This window comes from Pseudotabrizicola sp. (genome assembly GCF_030656345.1).
GTDB lineage: Bacteria > Pseudomonadota > Alphaproteobacteria > Rhodobacterales > Rhodobacteraceae > Pseudotabrizicola.
Window position 1 is genome coordinate 18,701 of sequence record NZ_JAUSNR010000021.1, and the last position, 14,044, is coordinate 32,744.

At 64.5% G+C, this 14,044-nt stretch carries 14 protein-coding genes and 1 pseudogene; 1 reads left to right on the forward strand and 14 read right to left on the reverse strand.

Translation table 11 applies throughout. The annotated features are described in order from the left end of the window. Positions 1 to 5: 5 nt before the first annotated feature. The 7 genes from hsdR to Q7J44_RS12785 form a co-directional block, all read right to left on the reverse strand. Positions 6 to 2,384: an EcoAI/FtnUII family type I restriction enzme subunit R gene (gene hsdR, locus Q7J44_RS12755; RefSeq protein ID WP_304880463.1), complete on the reverse strand. Its 2,379-nt coding sequence runs from the start codon at positions 2,382 to 2,384 to the stop codon at positions 6 to 8. Positions 2,385 to 2,735: 351 nt separating this feature from the next. Further along, positions 2,736 to 3,158 (reverse strand): type II toxin-antitoxin system VapC family toxin, encoded by a 423-nt coding sequence (locus Q7J44_RS12760; RefSeq protein ID WP_304880465.1) that lies wholly within the window; start codon positions 3,156 to 3,158, stop codon positions 2,736 to 2,738. A gap of 3 nt (positions 3,159 to 3,161) precedes the next feature. Continuing rightward, a complete protein-coding gene (locus Q7J44_RS12765; RefSeq protein ID WP_179907625.1) occupies positions 3,162 to 3,410 on the reverse strand; it encodes a plasmid stabilization protein in 249 nt (82 codons plus the stop codon). Positions 3,411 to 3,452: 42 nt separating this feature from the next. Beyond that, a complete protein-coding gene (locus tag Q7J44_RS12770; protein ID WP_304880470.1) occupies positions 3,453 to 3,734 on the reverse strand; it encodes a WGR domain-containing protein in 282 nt (93 codons plus the stop codon). Between the two features lie 85 nt (positions 3,735 to 3,819). After that, complete coding sequence (locus Q7J44_RS12775) at positions 3,820 to 4,752, reverse strand: DUF2493 domain-containing protein (RefSeq protein WP_304880472.1); 933 nt, start codon at positions 4,750 to 4,752, stop codon at positions 3,820 to 3,822. A 367-nt stretch (positions 4,753 to 5,119) separates the two neighbouring features. Then, complete coding sequence (locus Q7J44_RS12780; protein WP_304880473.1) at positions 5,120 to 6,151, reverse strand: toprim domain-containing protein; 1,032 nt, start codon at positions 6,149 to 6,151, stop codon at positions 5,120 to 5,122. A 3-nt stretch (positions 6,152 to 6,154) separates the two neighbouring features. Continuing rightward, positions 6,155 to 10,507: a strawberry notch family protein gene (locus Q7J44_RS12785; RefSeq protein WP_304880475.1), complete on the reverse strand. Its 4,353-nt coding sequence runs from the start codon at positions 10,505 to 10,507 to the stop codon at positions 6,155 to 6,157. 177 nt (positions 10,508 to 10,684) lie between these two features. Between Q7J44_RS12785 and Q7J44_RS12790 the strand changes: the two genes are divergently transcribed. Next, positions 10,685 to 10,981 carry a hypothetical protein gene (locus Q7J44_RS12790; RefSeq protein ID WP_304880477.1) on the forward strand — a complete coding sequence of 99 codons (297 nt, stop codon included), beginning with the start codon at positions 10,685 to 10,687 and terminating at the stop codon, positions 10,979 to 10,981. Positions 10,982 to 10,984: 3 nt separating this feature from the next. On the opposite strand, the gene Q7J44_RS12795 is transcribed toward Q7J44_RS12790, so the two are convergent. The 7 genes and pseudogenes from Q7J44_RS12795 to Q7J44_RS12825 form a co-directional block, all read right to left on the reverse strand. Further along, the gene (locus Q7J44_RS12795; protein WP_304880478.1) at positions 10,985 to 11,164 is read right to left on the reverse strand and encodes a hypothetical protein; all 180 of its coding nucleotides are present in this window, start codon (positions 11,162 to 11,164) and stop codon (positions 10,985 to 10,987) included. Between the two features lie 37 nt (positions 11,165 to 11,201). Next, positions 11,202 to 11,903, reverse strand: coding sequence for an RES family NAD+ phosphorylase (locus tag Q7J44_RS12800; RefSeq protein ID WP_304880480.1), 702 nt, complete (start codon positions 11,901 to 11,903; stop codon positions 11,202 to 11,204). Next, positions 11,900 to 12,301, reverse strand: a complete 402-nt coding sequence (locus tag Q7J44_RS12805) for an MbcA/ParS/Xre antitoxin family protein (protein WP_281470317.1) — start codon at positions 12,299 to 12,301, stop codon at positions 11,900 to 11,902. Before Q7J44_RS12805 ends, Q7J44_RS12800 begins: the two co-directional genes overlap by 4 nt. Positions 12,302 to 12,359: 58 nt before the next feature. Then, a complete protein-coding gene (locus tag Q7J44_RS12810) occupies positions 12,360 to 13,004 on the reverse strand; it encodes an antitoxin of toxin-antitoxin stability system (RefSeq protein ID WP_304880485.1) in 645 nt (214 codons plus the stop codon). Then, positions 12,997 to 13,416, reverse strand: a complete 420-nt coding sequence (locus Q7J44_RS12815; RefSeq protein WP_304880487.1) for a hypothetical protein — start codon at positions 13,414 to 13,416, stop codon at positions 12,997 to 12,999. Before Q7J44_RS12815 ends, Q7J44_RS12810 begins: the two co-directional genes overlap by 8 nt. A 75-nt stretch (positions 13,417 to 13,491) precedes the next feature. Then, a complete protein-coding gene (locus tag Q7J44_RS12820; RefSeq protein WP_304880488.1) occupies positions 13,492 to 13,689 on the reverse strand; it encodes a hypothetical protein in 198 nt (65 codons plus the stop codon). Position 13,690: 1 nt separating this feature from the next. Beyond that, positions 13,691 to 13,912: pseudogene (locus Q7J44_RS12825) on the reverse strand (hypothetical protein); the annotation flags it as partial. Positions 13,913 to 14,044: the final 132 nt, after the last annotated feature.

Sequence of the window (14,044 nt, forward strand, 5' to 3'; positions counted from 1 at the left end):
TCAATTCAAGCGGTGTAGAGCAGACGCTGCAGCTCGGTGACGGCGCTGCGCAGCTCCTTGCCCCCGCCGAAGCGGGCGGCGATTTCTATGACGTTGCCCCACTCGTTGAACGGGGGCACTTCCAGGATGTCGGGCAGCTTGAACTGGGCACTGCCATGTTCGGCATATTTTTCAAGCACGGCATCCAGAACCTCGCGGGCATCCGGCCCGAAGCGGTCCAGAAACTCGTCCTGCTCCCTCACCAGACGGTCAGCGCGCTCGCGCCGGGTGCGCAGCGGCGCGTTATAGGCGAGATGGCAAAGGAGATCGAACGGGTCGGCCTCTGGCTTTCCGACTGCATCAGCGAGGGAACCGAGGTCGATGCCCTTTTCCTCGAGCCGCTCGACGATTTCCGCCCGGCGTTCGGGATCGAGCCAGTCCGTGCGCAGTTCCGACGCATTGGGATAGAGTGTGCGGACCTTGTCGCCAGTGTAATCGGTGAGCTGGCGGCAGGCGAGTTGCCGGCCGTCAGAATCGAGTTCGTACACGAGGTGCCGGACGATCGCGACCTCGCCGCCGTCGACATAGAACTTGCGGGGCCCGTTCTCGCCCTCGTCTCGCAGCTCGACCGGTCCATCCGGGATGTCGGGCCCTTCAGGAAAATCGTCCGGATCCGGCGCCACTTCTTCGATCTCGCGCTCTTCCACGATGTCGCCGTCTGCATTAATGACCGCTTCGTCCTCGCGGACGGGATCGCCGTCAAAGGCAGGATCGGCGAACATGCGTGTCGCTGTTCCCGTGTAGTCGATGATGTTGAAGGCGAGCTTGCCGTAGTCGGGCCTGAGGCGGGTGCCTCGCCCGATGATCTGCTTGAACTCGGGCATCGAGCCCACGACCCGCGCGAGCACGACGTTCTTGCAGGTTGGGGCGTCCACTCCGGTCGTGAGAAGCTGCGACGTGGTGAGAATGACCGGCGTCTGGGTTTCGACATCCTGAAACTTCGCCCTGTGCGCGCTTCCCACATCGCCTTCGTCGGACGTCACGCGGCAAACGTAGTCGGGATGGTCTTTCACGAGATCGGTGTTCAGAGCGGCGAGCGCCTGCCGCATCTCGAGCGCGTGCTCCTGGTCGACGCAGAAGACGATGGTCTTGGCGAAGCGGTCGGTCTCGGCCATGAAGCCCGCGAGATGTCTCGCAATGGCCTGCGTTCGTGCACGCAGCGCCACGACCCGCTCGAAGTCACGCGTGGAGTATTCGGCGTCGGGGATTTCGCGCCCATAACGATCAAGCTCACCCCGCGTCGGTCGCCATCCGGCGGCGTCGTAGTCCGAGATGACGCGATGGACGCGATACGGGGCCAGGAAGCCGTCAGCGATGCCCTGCGCGAGGCTGTACTCATAGAGCGGATCGCCGAAATAGTTGTAGGTGTCGACGTTATCTTCTCGCCGCGGCGTCGCTGTCATCCCGATCTGTGTCGCAGGCTCGAACCACTCGAGGATCTCCCGCCAATTGCTGTCGTCGCGGGCGCTGCCCCGATGGCATTCGTCAATGATGATGAGATCGAAAAAACCGCGCGCATACTCTCGGTAGAGGCCGGGACGGTTCTCGTCACGCGCGATGGACTGGTAGATTGCGAAATACATGTCGCGGCTCTTGACCGCAATGCCGCCAGCGATCTTGTGACGGGCGTCGCCAAATGGGCTGAAGTCTTTTGCCATCGGATCGTCGACCAGGACGTTGCGATCAGCGAGAAACAGGATCTTCGGGTTTCGGTTGACCCCTTTTGAGTTCCAGCGTGCTGACCATAGCTTCCAGCAGATCTGGAAAGCGACGGCAGTCTTGCCCGCTCCGGTGCACAGTGTGAGGAGGGCCCGCTTCCTGCCCTGAAGGGCGGCTTGGACCGCGCGGTTCACCGCGATTTCCTGATAGTAACGAAGGGGTTTGGCTCGGTCTGGAAAGGTGGGCGTCAGCAGCCGTTCGGCCACTTGGTCGTCGACAATGCCCTCGGCGCGGCGGAGCTGAGCCCAAAGGTCACCAGGCGCCGGGAAATCCGAAATCGTTCGCTCGATGCCAGTCGTGTAGTCGAACTCGACAATCTCGATCCCATTGGTCGAATACGCGAACCGAAGTCCAAGGATTTCTGCATATTCCTTGGCTTGTTGGAGGCCCTCCGCAGCGTGCCGGTAGCGAGATTTGGCCTCAACGACGGCGATCGGGAAATCCGGATTATATCGGAGAAGATAGTCTGAGCGCTTTTGCTTGCCACGTCGAGCTTTGCCACCGACAAATACAACTCGGCCGTCAGTAAAAGTTCTCTGCTCGTTTATCGCGTGCGGGCGATCATCCCAGCCTGCTTCCTGCAGCTTCGGGACGACGAACTTTCTGCATGTGTCAGCCTCATTCATCTTGGTAATTCTCCAAGAACGGTCTCGCAACTTCCTGCAGCTTGTATCCGAAACCTTGGCCACCAATCACTGAGGCTCCCTCCCCGGAGCGACCCAATGAACTTGTCTGCGTATTAAAACGTGGCTGCAAGACCTTCCCCCGTCGGCGGCCCACGTTGCGAACTCGCGAGGCAAAACAAGAGACGGCATATCCTAATGGAAGTCCAGATTTGATCCGGGAATTCGGCCTAAGCACGAATATCTGGAATGCGCGCTTCGGTCGCAGCATTTGCTGACAACGTCCAAATGCCGCAACGGGCAGCTTGAGGCCGATCACCTCGGAGAAACTTCCAAAGAAAGGGGCCACAGCGTTCATGCGGCTGCCCAAGGATTGATCAGGTCGATCTCGCAACCCTCAAAATCGGGCGTATTGCGCGTGGCGACCGTGGCGCCGCAGGCGTGGGCAATGGATGCGATCTGGCAATCGGCCAGGGCAATCGGTCGCCCGACGGCGCGGCGTGCGGCGGCGATGGTGGCGTAGGACTGCGCGGCGCTGCTGTCGAAGGGCAGAATGCGTCCGGCGAGGTCCTCGCGCAGGATTCGGTCCACCGCGTCAATCAGCGCGGCTCGGCGCCTGCCGTTCTCCATGATTGCGAGGCCGTAGCGCAGCTCCGCTTCCGATATCGAGGTCAGGTAGACGTTGAGTCCGTCCTGAGCCGACAGCCACTGCTCGACCCTGGGCTCGGGGGCCGGGCGCAAAAGCTCGGAGATGACGTTCGTGTCGAGGATGATCATGCGTCAGACCCGGTCGAATGCGGGTGGCTCACGCATGGCCTCTCGCTGCGGAAGGTCCAGATCAATGCCGCCCAGAGGCGCGACACGTGCGCGGATCGCCGCGGCGAGATCGTGGTTGGGTTTTGCCTCGCCAACGACGTGGCGCAGGATCTCGCGCGCCTCCTCCTCCATCGAACGGCCATGCTCTGCCGCGCGGATGCGAAGGCGACGCTTCACGTCATCGTCGAGATTCCGGATGGTGATACTTGCCATGATGTCCTCCTGAGAAGGATGTAATCATCGCAATCACTGCGATCAAGTCCAATCGCAGGAATGCAGGGTTTCGTAGCCCCGCCGCTTCTTCACCGCTGCGAGCTTCATCAACGCGGTGATGGCCTTGCCTTCGTCGGGGTGGGTCTCAACCATCATTTGCCCCCGAAAGCCGATCCGACCCCACTCGCGCACGAGGCTGGCGCGACCGAAGAGGTCGCGTTGCACACTCAGCCGATAGAAGCGACGCATGTTGCGCGCCGGATCGATCCGGCGCATCTGCACGTCGGTCGGGAAGACATCGAGCTGGATCGGGCTGTGGTACATGTAGTGATCGACTGAGGTTTTCTCCACAATATCAGGTGGAAGTCTGCGCTTCCACCTCGATTTCCCCGCGAGGGGAACAGGGGGCTCACGCCCCCTTCTCAAACTTCATGACCGGGATGCCCAGCTTTTTGGCCTTGTCGGCGAGGTTTTCCTGGATGCCATTGCCCGGGAAGACGAGGACGCCCACGGGCAGGACATCCAGCATGGCGTCGTTGCGCTTGAAGGGCGCGGCCTTGGCGTGCTTGGTCCAGTCAGGCTTGAAGGCCACCTGAGTCACGCCCCGGGCCTCGGCCCATTTGGCGGCAATGAGTTCTGCGCCCTTAGGGCTGCCACCGTGCAAAAGCACCATGTCGGGATGCTTGGTCCGGACCTGATCGAGCTTGCCCCAGATCAGACGGTGATCGTTGAAGTCACTCCCACCGGTGAGGGCAACCTTGGGGCCTGCGGGAAGCATCACCTCGGTTTCCGCGCGGCGCTTGGCGGCCAGGAAGTCGCGGCTGTCGATCAGCGCTGCGGTCATGTGCTGGCGGTTCACCATCGAGCCGGTGCGAGGCCGCCAGGTGGAGCCCGTGTGATGGACGAACTCGGTCGCGGCGTGATCGCGCATCATGTCCATGCAGTTGCGACGCTCAACCAGGGTCAAGCCTTCGGCCGTCAGGCGCTCGAGTTCGGTGGATTTCACCTCGGAGCCGTCCTGCTCGCGCTGGAGGCGGCGCTGCGCCTGCTCGTTCTCGTCGAGCGATCGCTCGATCCGGGCTGTGGCGCGGTGGAAGAGGTTGACCTGGCCCCAGAGCACCTCTTCGAGGTCGGGTTCCATGCGGGTGTCTTCCAGGGTCGCGACGAGGGCATCGAAGATGTCGGCGACGGCGACCGCAAGGCGCTGCCCATCGGGCATCGGGCGCGGATCGGGCTCGTCAAAGGGGCGGTAGCCATAGAGCTGCAGCTCGTCGAGCGCATGGGCGGTCTGGGACGCGGTGTGGGCGGGTTCATACGCGTCGTTGTGGGTGTGGATCGTCATCTGTTCTTGCCTCCGGGCCTATCTCGTCCGCGCGACATCCCGCGCGGCCTTCTGGGCTGCGAAAGCCGTCACGGGGGACGCTCCTTCACCCCGCCTTCGGGGCCGGAACGCATGTGGAGGAGGACGGGGGGCGGCTGATTTGCTTCGCGATGCAAAGGCGGGGCTTGTCCCCGCCGGCGGAAATCAGTCGCCCCCCGTCCTTGAAGGGGCGGCACCTTTGACGGCCGCCTGCCCATCTCTTGAAGGCCGCTCGGGTGACGGGTGGATGAGATTGCCCGGAAAGAGGCAAAGCGACGATCCAGAACCATGACAGGGATCCGTACCCCCCCTGCCCCGCACTCCCTGACTGCCCCCTGCGCGATGCGGATCAGCCTGACAGGCGATGCTGATCCTCTGGCCCGATCTGACATGCCAGATGCTGGCGCAGTGCCTCCTTGCCGTTCGCCCGGAGATCATCGTTGAAATCCCCGAGCCGCGGTTCCAGCACCCGAACGGCAATCCCGGCATCAAGTGCTCTAGCGCTGAACCTTTCCGCCGCTGCGCGCCCGGCCGGATCGCGGTCGATGGCGATGTAGAGGCGCTGCACCCCCTTCGGCAGCAGGACCGCCCCGAGGTGACCCGACGACAGTGCCGCCCAGACGGGAAGGCCGGGCACTGCCTCGACAAGGGACAGCATGGTCTCGATGCCTTCGCCGATGACGAGGATGTCGTCATGCGGGATCAGCCTGACGGCATTGCCGAGGAGGTGACCCATGGCCCGCCGCTGCGTCTCGACGCCCGCTTTCCCCTGTCCGTCAGGTGCCAGCCAGGTACGATGCACACCCTGCAAGGCCCCTGCCCCATCGGTGACCGCAGCAATCAGCGCCGGTCTGGCGACGCTCCGGGTCTGGCCCTCCTCCCGATGCCAGCACTTCGGGTGGAAGCGGAGCGCACTCGTCATGCCGCCTTGGGTCAAACCCCGGGCGCGGAGGTAGCTGTCTGCAAGCGTGCCTGCGACCGGCACCGAGGCCGCAAACAAGCGGGCCGCCGCCGCTGGTGTGCCGCCGGGGGCCATGGCCTTCTTTGGGGATGGCGCATCCGGGAGGACCGGCTGCGGACGGCCCAGATGCGCCCGGGCCTCGGCAAGGAGATCGGGAAAGCGGGAGATCCCGGTTCGCTCGCGGATGATGTCGAGGAGATCGCCATGCTCGCCCGTGGCGCCGTCGGTGAACTTGCCGGCCGCTCCCGGCCCGGATGCAGGCCCAGTCAGTCGCACGAAGAGCGAGCGGCCAGGGTTGTTCCGCAGATCGCCCACGATCCAGTAAGACCCTTCCCGCCGTCCGGCGGGAAGGTAGGCACGACACACGCTCTCTGCATTTTGCGCCAGAGCGCGGATCAGATCTTCGGTCTCGGAATACATAGCTCAACACCCTCCGCGTGCATGTAGTCCCGTTACAGGACAACGTGCAAGCAGGCGATCCAGCACGGCAATGCCGCCCGAGTCCGTTGGGCAGAAGAGCCGCAGCTTCCAGGCGATGATCTCCGAGAAGAACCCATCTGCCTTGAGCCGGTCTTTTGCGGCACCCGAAAATCCCGACAGTTCTATCCGGTTCACACCCATGACGCGGGACCGGTGCAACTCCATCCCCTCGGCCAGCCGCACGACGGTCTTGCCCTCCAGAACGAGGGCATGAACCTGCGCGGCTGTCAGCTGCGGCGCATCAGCGGCCAGCGTGGTCGCGACCCAAGACGGCGAGACGCGGCGGCCGATGATACATTGGCCATTGTCGGTCTGCAGACGGTAGACGCGGGTTTCGTCCTGAGGGAGCTGCTTCCAGATCGGCAGCAGCAGGCCAGCCACGATGTGCAGCGTAGATTCCGAGAACTCGGGCACTTCAGCAAGTTCGGAGTTCCATGCGGCGGTGAAGGCCGCGCGGTCGGCTTCCAGCCAGTGGGTGTCGTCCATGATCTTGGCCGGGACCGTACTGGCATCAAGCGGCCGGATCAGACGCAGCCGCGGCTCGATGGTGCCATCATCCAGCATCAGGCTGGTGGCAGGCAACTGCACGGCTGCCCGGCCCGAACGGCTGTTGACCAGCAGGCGTGCCTTCGGGTCATCGAGCCAGTCGAACGCATCTGCGAGGGAAGTCGGCGTGTTGCGCCGCTTTTCCGCGATGGTGAGGAGCTGGGTTTCTGCGCCGGAGCCAGGATGGGTGTAGATGACGCGCGCATCCGTGACACGGAAGCTTTCGGCGCGCAGCGTCTCGAGGCCGAGGTCGTAGACACCGGCCGCGATGGCGCCCTCGATCCGTTGGTCGAGCAATTCCTCGAAGGCCGAGAAGAGCACGGCCTGCATGTCGATCGTGAGCGCCAGTAGGCGATTGAGGAAGGTCGTGATCGGGGGCAGGTCGTCCTTCAGACCGTTGTCATCGGTCAGGCTGAGACCGGTGGCATCCTCGAAGGCCCCGAGCGAGCAGCCCGCAACATCGCCGCGATAGATGCGGCGGTAAAGCTGGCGTAGCGCATCGCGAGCATAGGGGCTCTCGAGGTTGTCCTCGGGCCGAAACAGCCCCTGCCCGCCCGTCTGGCGCTGACCGCGGGTGATCGCCCCGAGCGTGTCGAGGCGACGGGCGATGGTCGAAAGGAACCGTTTCTCTGCCTTCACATCGGTGGCCACCGGGCGGAACAAGGGTGGTTGCGCCTGATTTGTGCGATTGGTCCGCCCAAGGCCTTGGATGGCGGCATCTGCCTTCCAACCGGGCTCCAGAAGGTAATGCACCCGCAAGCGCTGGTTCTTGGCGCCGAGATCTGCGTGATAGCTGCGCCCGGTGCCGCCGGCATCCGAGAAGATCAGGATGCGCTTCTGGTCATCCATGAAGGCGGCGGTTTCCGCAAGGTTGGCCGAACCCGCCCGGCTTTCCACGACGAGGCGCGCAGCAGGACCCTCGCCCTTCCTCACGATCCGCCGCGAGCGGCCCGTGACCTCGGCCACGAGGTCGGTGCCGAAACGCTGGACGATCTGGTCGAGCGCCCCCGGCACGGGCGGAAGCGATGCCAGCTTTTCGATCAGCGCATCGCGCCTGCGGGCGGCTTCGCGGCATTCGACCGGTTGGCCGTCGCGGACCACAGGCCGGGACGACAAATTGCCCTCGCTGTCGGTGAAGGGCTCGTAGAGCTGCACCGGGAAGGAATGGGCGAGATAGTCCAAGACGTATTCCCGCGGCGTGATGTCGACGCGGATGTCGTTCCACTCGTCGGTGGGGATGTCAGAGAGGCGGCGCTCCATCAGTGCTTCGCCCGTCGAGACGATCTGGATGACGGCGGCATGGCCCGCCGCGAGATCGGCCTCGATGGCGGCGATCAGCGTGGGGGTTTTCATCGAGGTGAGCAGATGGCCGAAGAACCGCTGCTTCGCGGACTCGAAGGCCGACCGCGCGGCGGACTTGGCCTGGCGGTTCAGCGTGCCGCTGTCGCCCGTGATGTTGGCGGCCTCCATCGCGGCGGTGAGATTGTTATGGATGATGGCAAAAGCGCCGGCATATGCATCGTAGATGCTGCGCTGCTCGGGGGTCAGCGCGTGCTCCAGCATTTCGTATTCGACACCGTCATAGGAAAGTGAGCGTGCGGTGTAGAGGCCGAGTGAGCGCAGATCGCGCGCGAGGACCTCCATCGCAGCCACGCCGCCAGCCTCTATGGCCTGAACGAACTCAGCGCGGGTGGCAAAGGGAAAGTCCTCCCCGCCCCAAAGCCCGAGGCGTTGCGCATAGGCGAGATTGTGGACCGTCGTGGCCCCCGTGGCCGAGACATAGACCACGCGGGCATTCGGCAGTTTGTGTTGCAGGCGCAGGCCCGCCCTGCCCTGCTGCGACGCTTCGGTATCGCCGCGCTCGCCCTTCGATCCGGAAGCGTTTGCCATGGCATGGCTTTCATCGAACAGGATCACCCCGTCGAAATCCGAGCCCAGCCAGTCGACGATCTGGTCGACGCGGGATTTCTTGGTCCCGCGTTCTTCGGAGCGCAGCGTGGCGTAGGTAGTGAAGAGGATGCCCTCGGAGAGCGGGATGTCGCGGCCTTGCGCGAAGCGCGAGAGCGGCGTGACCAGCAAGCGTTCCTGGCCAAGGGCCGACCAGTCGCGCTGCGCATCCTCCAGCAGCTTGTCGCTTTTGGAGATCCAGAGTGCTTTGCGCCGACCCTGGGCCCAGTTGTCGAGCACAATCCCAGCCGACTGGCGGCCCTTGCCAGCGCCGGTGCCGTCGCCGAGGAAGAAGCCGCGACGGAAACGGACGGCATCGGGATCGTCGTCCTTGGCGGCCGAGACCATGTCGCCGGTTTCATCGACGGTCCACGAGCCGGCGAGATAGGTGCCATGCGCCTCACCGGCATAGATCACGGTCTCAAGCTGCGCGTCGGACAGCAGGCCGTCGCGCAGGACGGCGGCGGGCAGTTTCGGGCGGTAGGAGGGTTTGGGGGGCGCGACCGAGGCCATGGCCGCTGATTGCACGAGCTTGGTCGGGTGCGGTGCCGCGCCGGGGATGTCGATGGCCTGCAGGCGGAAGGTCTCATAAATGGAATCAGACAGGCGCGCGCCGACCCCGCCCTCGGTCGCATCCCGCAGGCTGTAGGCGAGATTCGCGGCACCGATCTGCGCGGGCGTGTTGGTGGGGGGCGTGGCGCGCGATGTACTGATGGCCGTGCGCGTGGTGCGGGAAGGTTTTCCCGGGAAGGGGAAAGTGCGGCCCTGCCCGGCTGATGCGACCTGCGCCAGCGCGAGGCGCGGGGGGACATGTGCGGTGATCAGCGAGAGCAGACTGGCGACATCAGGCGATATCGGGCGCGCCAGATCGGCGGTAATGCCGCCCGCCTCGCCACCGCGGCTTTTGTCGAAGACCGAAATCCGCGTCTCGAAGCTGGTGCCATGCTTGGCAAAAGCTGCGCCCGACACGGCGCCGGTGAAGACCAGATGGGCACTCTCGGTCAGGCGGGCGAAGGTCTCGGACCAGGCGGGCGCATCAGGTGCGAAGCTTGCGCCGGTGATCGCGACCAATCGCCCGGCGGGAGCAAGGCGCGCAAGGGCCGAGCGCAGATGCCGAGCCGTCGCCTCGGTACTGCGGCCATCGACATTGGCCACGGCCGAGAAGGGCGGGTTCATCAGGATCACGCTCGGGCGCAACCCTGCGTCCAGATGATCGTCGATCTGGGCTGCGTCAAAGCCCGTGACAGGCCGGCCCGGAAAGAGGCGGCGCAGAAGGTCGGCGCGCGTGTCTGCCAACTCGTTCAGCGCAAGGCTGCCGCCTGCAATTTCAGCGAGGATCGCGAGAAGCCCGGTCCCGGCCGAGGGCTCGAGGACCAGGTCATGCGGGGCGATCTGCGCTGCCGCCATTGCAGCCAGTCCCATGGGCAGCGGCGTCGAGAATTGCTGGAAGCGCTCCATTTCCTCCGAGCGCCGGGTGTGCGTCAGCAAGAGGCACGCCACCTTGGCGAGGATCGGCATCAGGGCAGCGGGCGATCCAGCCCGGCCCAGAAGCGCGCGGCCGAATTTCCGCAGGAAGAGGACCAGCGCCACCTCGCCCGCCTCATAGGCGAGCTTCCAGTCCCAGGCACCATCGGCATCGGAGCCGCCAAAGGCGCGCTCCATCTCCAGCCGCAGACGCAGCGCGTCGATCTGGAAGCCTTGGGCGAGATCGGGTTGCAGAGCCTCGGCCACGGCGAGGATCGCGGGCGCGGGATCGCGATATGGAACAGGAACGGGAGGCGCAACAGGCGCGAGATAGGTCATCGGGAAGCTCCGGAATGAGGGACAGGGACCGGCCCGGACACCCTCTCTCGGGCACCCTCAGGCCTGATCTCCCCCGCCCCCCCTCTTCCTCTCGCGCCGACGCGTCCCGGTTGCTTGACTTGATTTTGTTCCTGTTATGTTCTATCTTGAAAGCCAAGCCAGCAAGGGAGTTTCCCGATGGACAGCACCACCTACGCCCTGCCCGCGACACCCAAGCAGATCGCCTATGCGCGCTCGCTCGCCCTGCGCAATCAGACCCTCCTGCCCTGGGAGGTTCAGCAAGATCGCCGGTCGCTCAGCGCCTGGATCGAGGCGCAGGCCCAGCTGAAGCCGGTATCCGAAATGGACCGGCTGCCTACGTCAAAGCAGGTGGCCTTCGCGGAGAAACTCGCTCGGATCAAACGGCGCGCCGTCCCGGACGAATGCTTCCGCGACAAGGGGCTGATGTCGAAGTGGATCGACGGGAACAGGTGACTACTACGAGTCGTCGGCTTGCTCGATACCGAAAAGACCAACAGGGAAGTCTTTCCGTGGACGAAAAGCAGCACGCAACGCCTCGGACGGTGAGGCCGGCGAAGCCAAATCCTCGAAGAATGCCTGATAGTCGCGCGGCTTCAAGTTTGTGATGTCGGGGTCGTTGCTGCCAGGTGCTTTCATTTTTCAGGCCCTCCAAGGGCGCCCGGAATCTGACCGGTCAAGCAACAGCCGTAACCGAGTAGTGCGGCGTCCCATCCCAAACGAGATCCCAAGACGCGCCCGGCCGGACGTTCTGGATGGCGTGGGGCTCAAAGCAGACGAGGCAATTCCCGCCCGGCGCAGGAGCCCGGACCGAGGGATAGATCAGGCCCCGCGATCCAGCCCGACGGAGATGTTGGGCCAGGCTTTGGCCCTCGGGATAGCCGACAGCCGGATCCGTATGCAGTGCGGGATGGCCCGGCTCGTCGGTCATGTCGTCGAAGACGCCGATGAAGTCAGCCAGCAGTTCCACATAGCGAGCGCTGTCATGGAAGCTGCCGGTAAAGCCTAGTTCGCGCGTGCGGTGCCAGGCCACTTCGCTGACGGACACCATCACGTCCCATGCGCAATACCACGCGCCGCGCTCCTCGGTGTTGAAGCGGTTTCCGCCGACGCGGGTGTAGGTGAAGGCGGCGTTGACATGACTGTCGCCGTAGATGCGCAGATCGCGGCTGCGGCGCTGCCAGGCAAGCTCGCGCGGGTCCAGATGCGGGTTGCGGCCACGTTCCGCCAGAAGACGGCCGCTGGTCAGACCCTCGATTTCGGCCAGGATCTCCATCTCGTCATCGGTATCGACGAGACCCCGCAAGGACGGTGGCTTGTGGTAGGTGGCGGGCAGAAGACGAACGAGACCGCGATCAGAAACCTCGGTCTGCTTCATGCCCCACCGCGCAGCGCATCGAGATAGGTCCGAACCGCGAGAATTTGCGGCAAGCCACCGTCGATGGCGGTGTCAATCGGACGGCTGCCCCCGAACAGCGGGCCGGTGTTCGGTCGGGTGAACCAGCTTCGCGCGAGCGGCTCGGAGAAGTAGAGTTCGAGCGACTTGTAAATGCCGATCACCGCACTGAGCCGCAGAAGCTGATCCTTGGTCAGTTCTCCCGCGAAATCCGGCTTCTTGGCACGCTTCCAGGTGCTTTCCGACATGTCGGCAAGGCCAGCCGCTTCCTTGAGGCTGAGACCCCAGGCATCGGCCACGCGCGCGTAGGCCTTCAACGCGACGGCGTTGATCTGTGCAGGTTCCCGGATTTTCTCAGCAACGTACATGGCACCCTCCATTGGTCTGAATATAGATCATATGACCTCCGTGTAAAGATCAAATGAACCGAACGCGCTCTCACCCGAACCGCCGCCCAGCTTCGGTGAAGGTGTACTCGTTCACGACGATCCCTTCCTCGATGGCCTCGTCCGAGGTCAGGTGGTCGTATTCGGCCTGAAGCTGGCGGTAGAGCCAGCGGGCCAGATCACGCAGCGCCTCGGTCACGATCTCCTCGGCGTCTTCGGTCGGCGGCTGCCAGGTCGGGCTGTCCCGCGTGACGTCCACCGACATCGTGTACTCGTGGTAGTAGCGCCCGCGATGGCTGACCTCGGCGGCAAGCTGGTAGAAGTTGCGGCGCTGGATGGCCTGCAGCCGGTCAGCGATGCCGTGCAGCGTCGCGTCCGTGGGCGCGTGGTCCCGGATGCGCGTGGCCCCGCCCTTGGCGTGGGACCAGTAGCTTTCAAAGCAAGCGCCGTCGCCCTGGCTGCAGAACCCGGAGAACCAGATACAGAGCTTGGCCCGTGTCCCGCCGCCCATCAGGCGGACGGGGGTGGTCTTCAGACGGATGCCGAGGATGTCGCAGACCCGCTCGAAATCCTCGTAGACCGCGTCCCACCAGTCATCGTGGGGGCCAAGCTCGCGATACCAGCTGCGCGCCTTTTCCTTGGCGGCATCCGAGAGTTCTGGGAACTGGTAGACCGTGGTGCAGATGAGCTCAGGCATCGACGTCCTCCCCGTTGAGAGCCGCGGCAAGCCATTCGTGACTGCTGGTCCAGCCGAAGGATTTCCGCGCACCGAGATCGATGACATGCGCGCCGCCGCCGAAGGCGTCGAGGCGCGGCCGGGAGCAGGTCAGGGCGTACTGGAACCCCCAGAGGCCGGCGAGGTCGATCTCTTCCGCAAGGCGCAGCACGAAGCGGATGACGGCTTCGACATCGCCGTGGTCGTCGTCATGGATCCAGATGGCGCTGCCCTCGGGCGCGTCCTGGAGCACGAGATCAAAGCCTGCGACCTCCGGGTCGTCTGCGTCCTGATCTGCGGCGCGAAGTTCCTGGAACAGCGCGAGCGCGCGGGCCGCCTTGTCGGGGGTGCCGACATCGAGCAGGCACGAGAAATGGGTGAAGTAATCCGCCATGGGGACCTCCTGAATGGGAAAGACCCGGCCGAGAGGCCGGGCACTCGATTGGGATGAAGGGGTGGTCGGGGGCGATTAGCCTGTGGAACTGTCACCCGCCGCCTGTCGCGCGGCATGGGCGCAGAGCATCTGCCGATAGAAGCGCTTGCGCGCCGTCCGGAAGCCGCGAACGGCGCGCGTGTTGGGGTGCAGCGCCCGGACCGCTGCCCGAAGGACGGCGAAGGGCGAAGCCGTCGCTGGCACGCCGAGGCGCTGATAGGCTGGATCGGTCATCTCAGGTGACCTCGACCACGGGCGAGGCGAGATGCGGATCGACCAGCGCCTCGATCCGCGCCGACCGGCCCATCCAGGGCTCGGGCCGGATGGCCTTCACCCAGTCAGCAAAGCTCGGGATGAAGCCGAGGTCCTCCTTGACATGCTGCTCACCGACCCAGCGGGTCGGGATGATGCGCCCGGTCGAGAGTGTGAGGGTGCGACCGAAAATCGTCTCAGCCATTATATAGACAGAGTCGGTCAAAACCGACTTCGGGCGTATCGTGGCAGGCGATTTAGACTCAGTCGGAGATGCGCCATGGTGGATGCAAAGCTTGAAGGCGCAGGCCCTGATCCATCTTCGTTCGCCGCAACC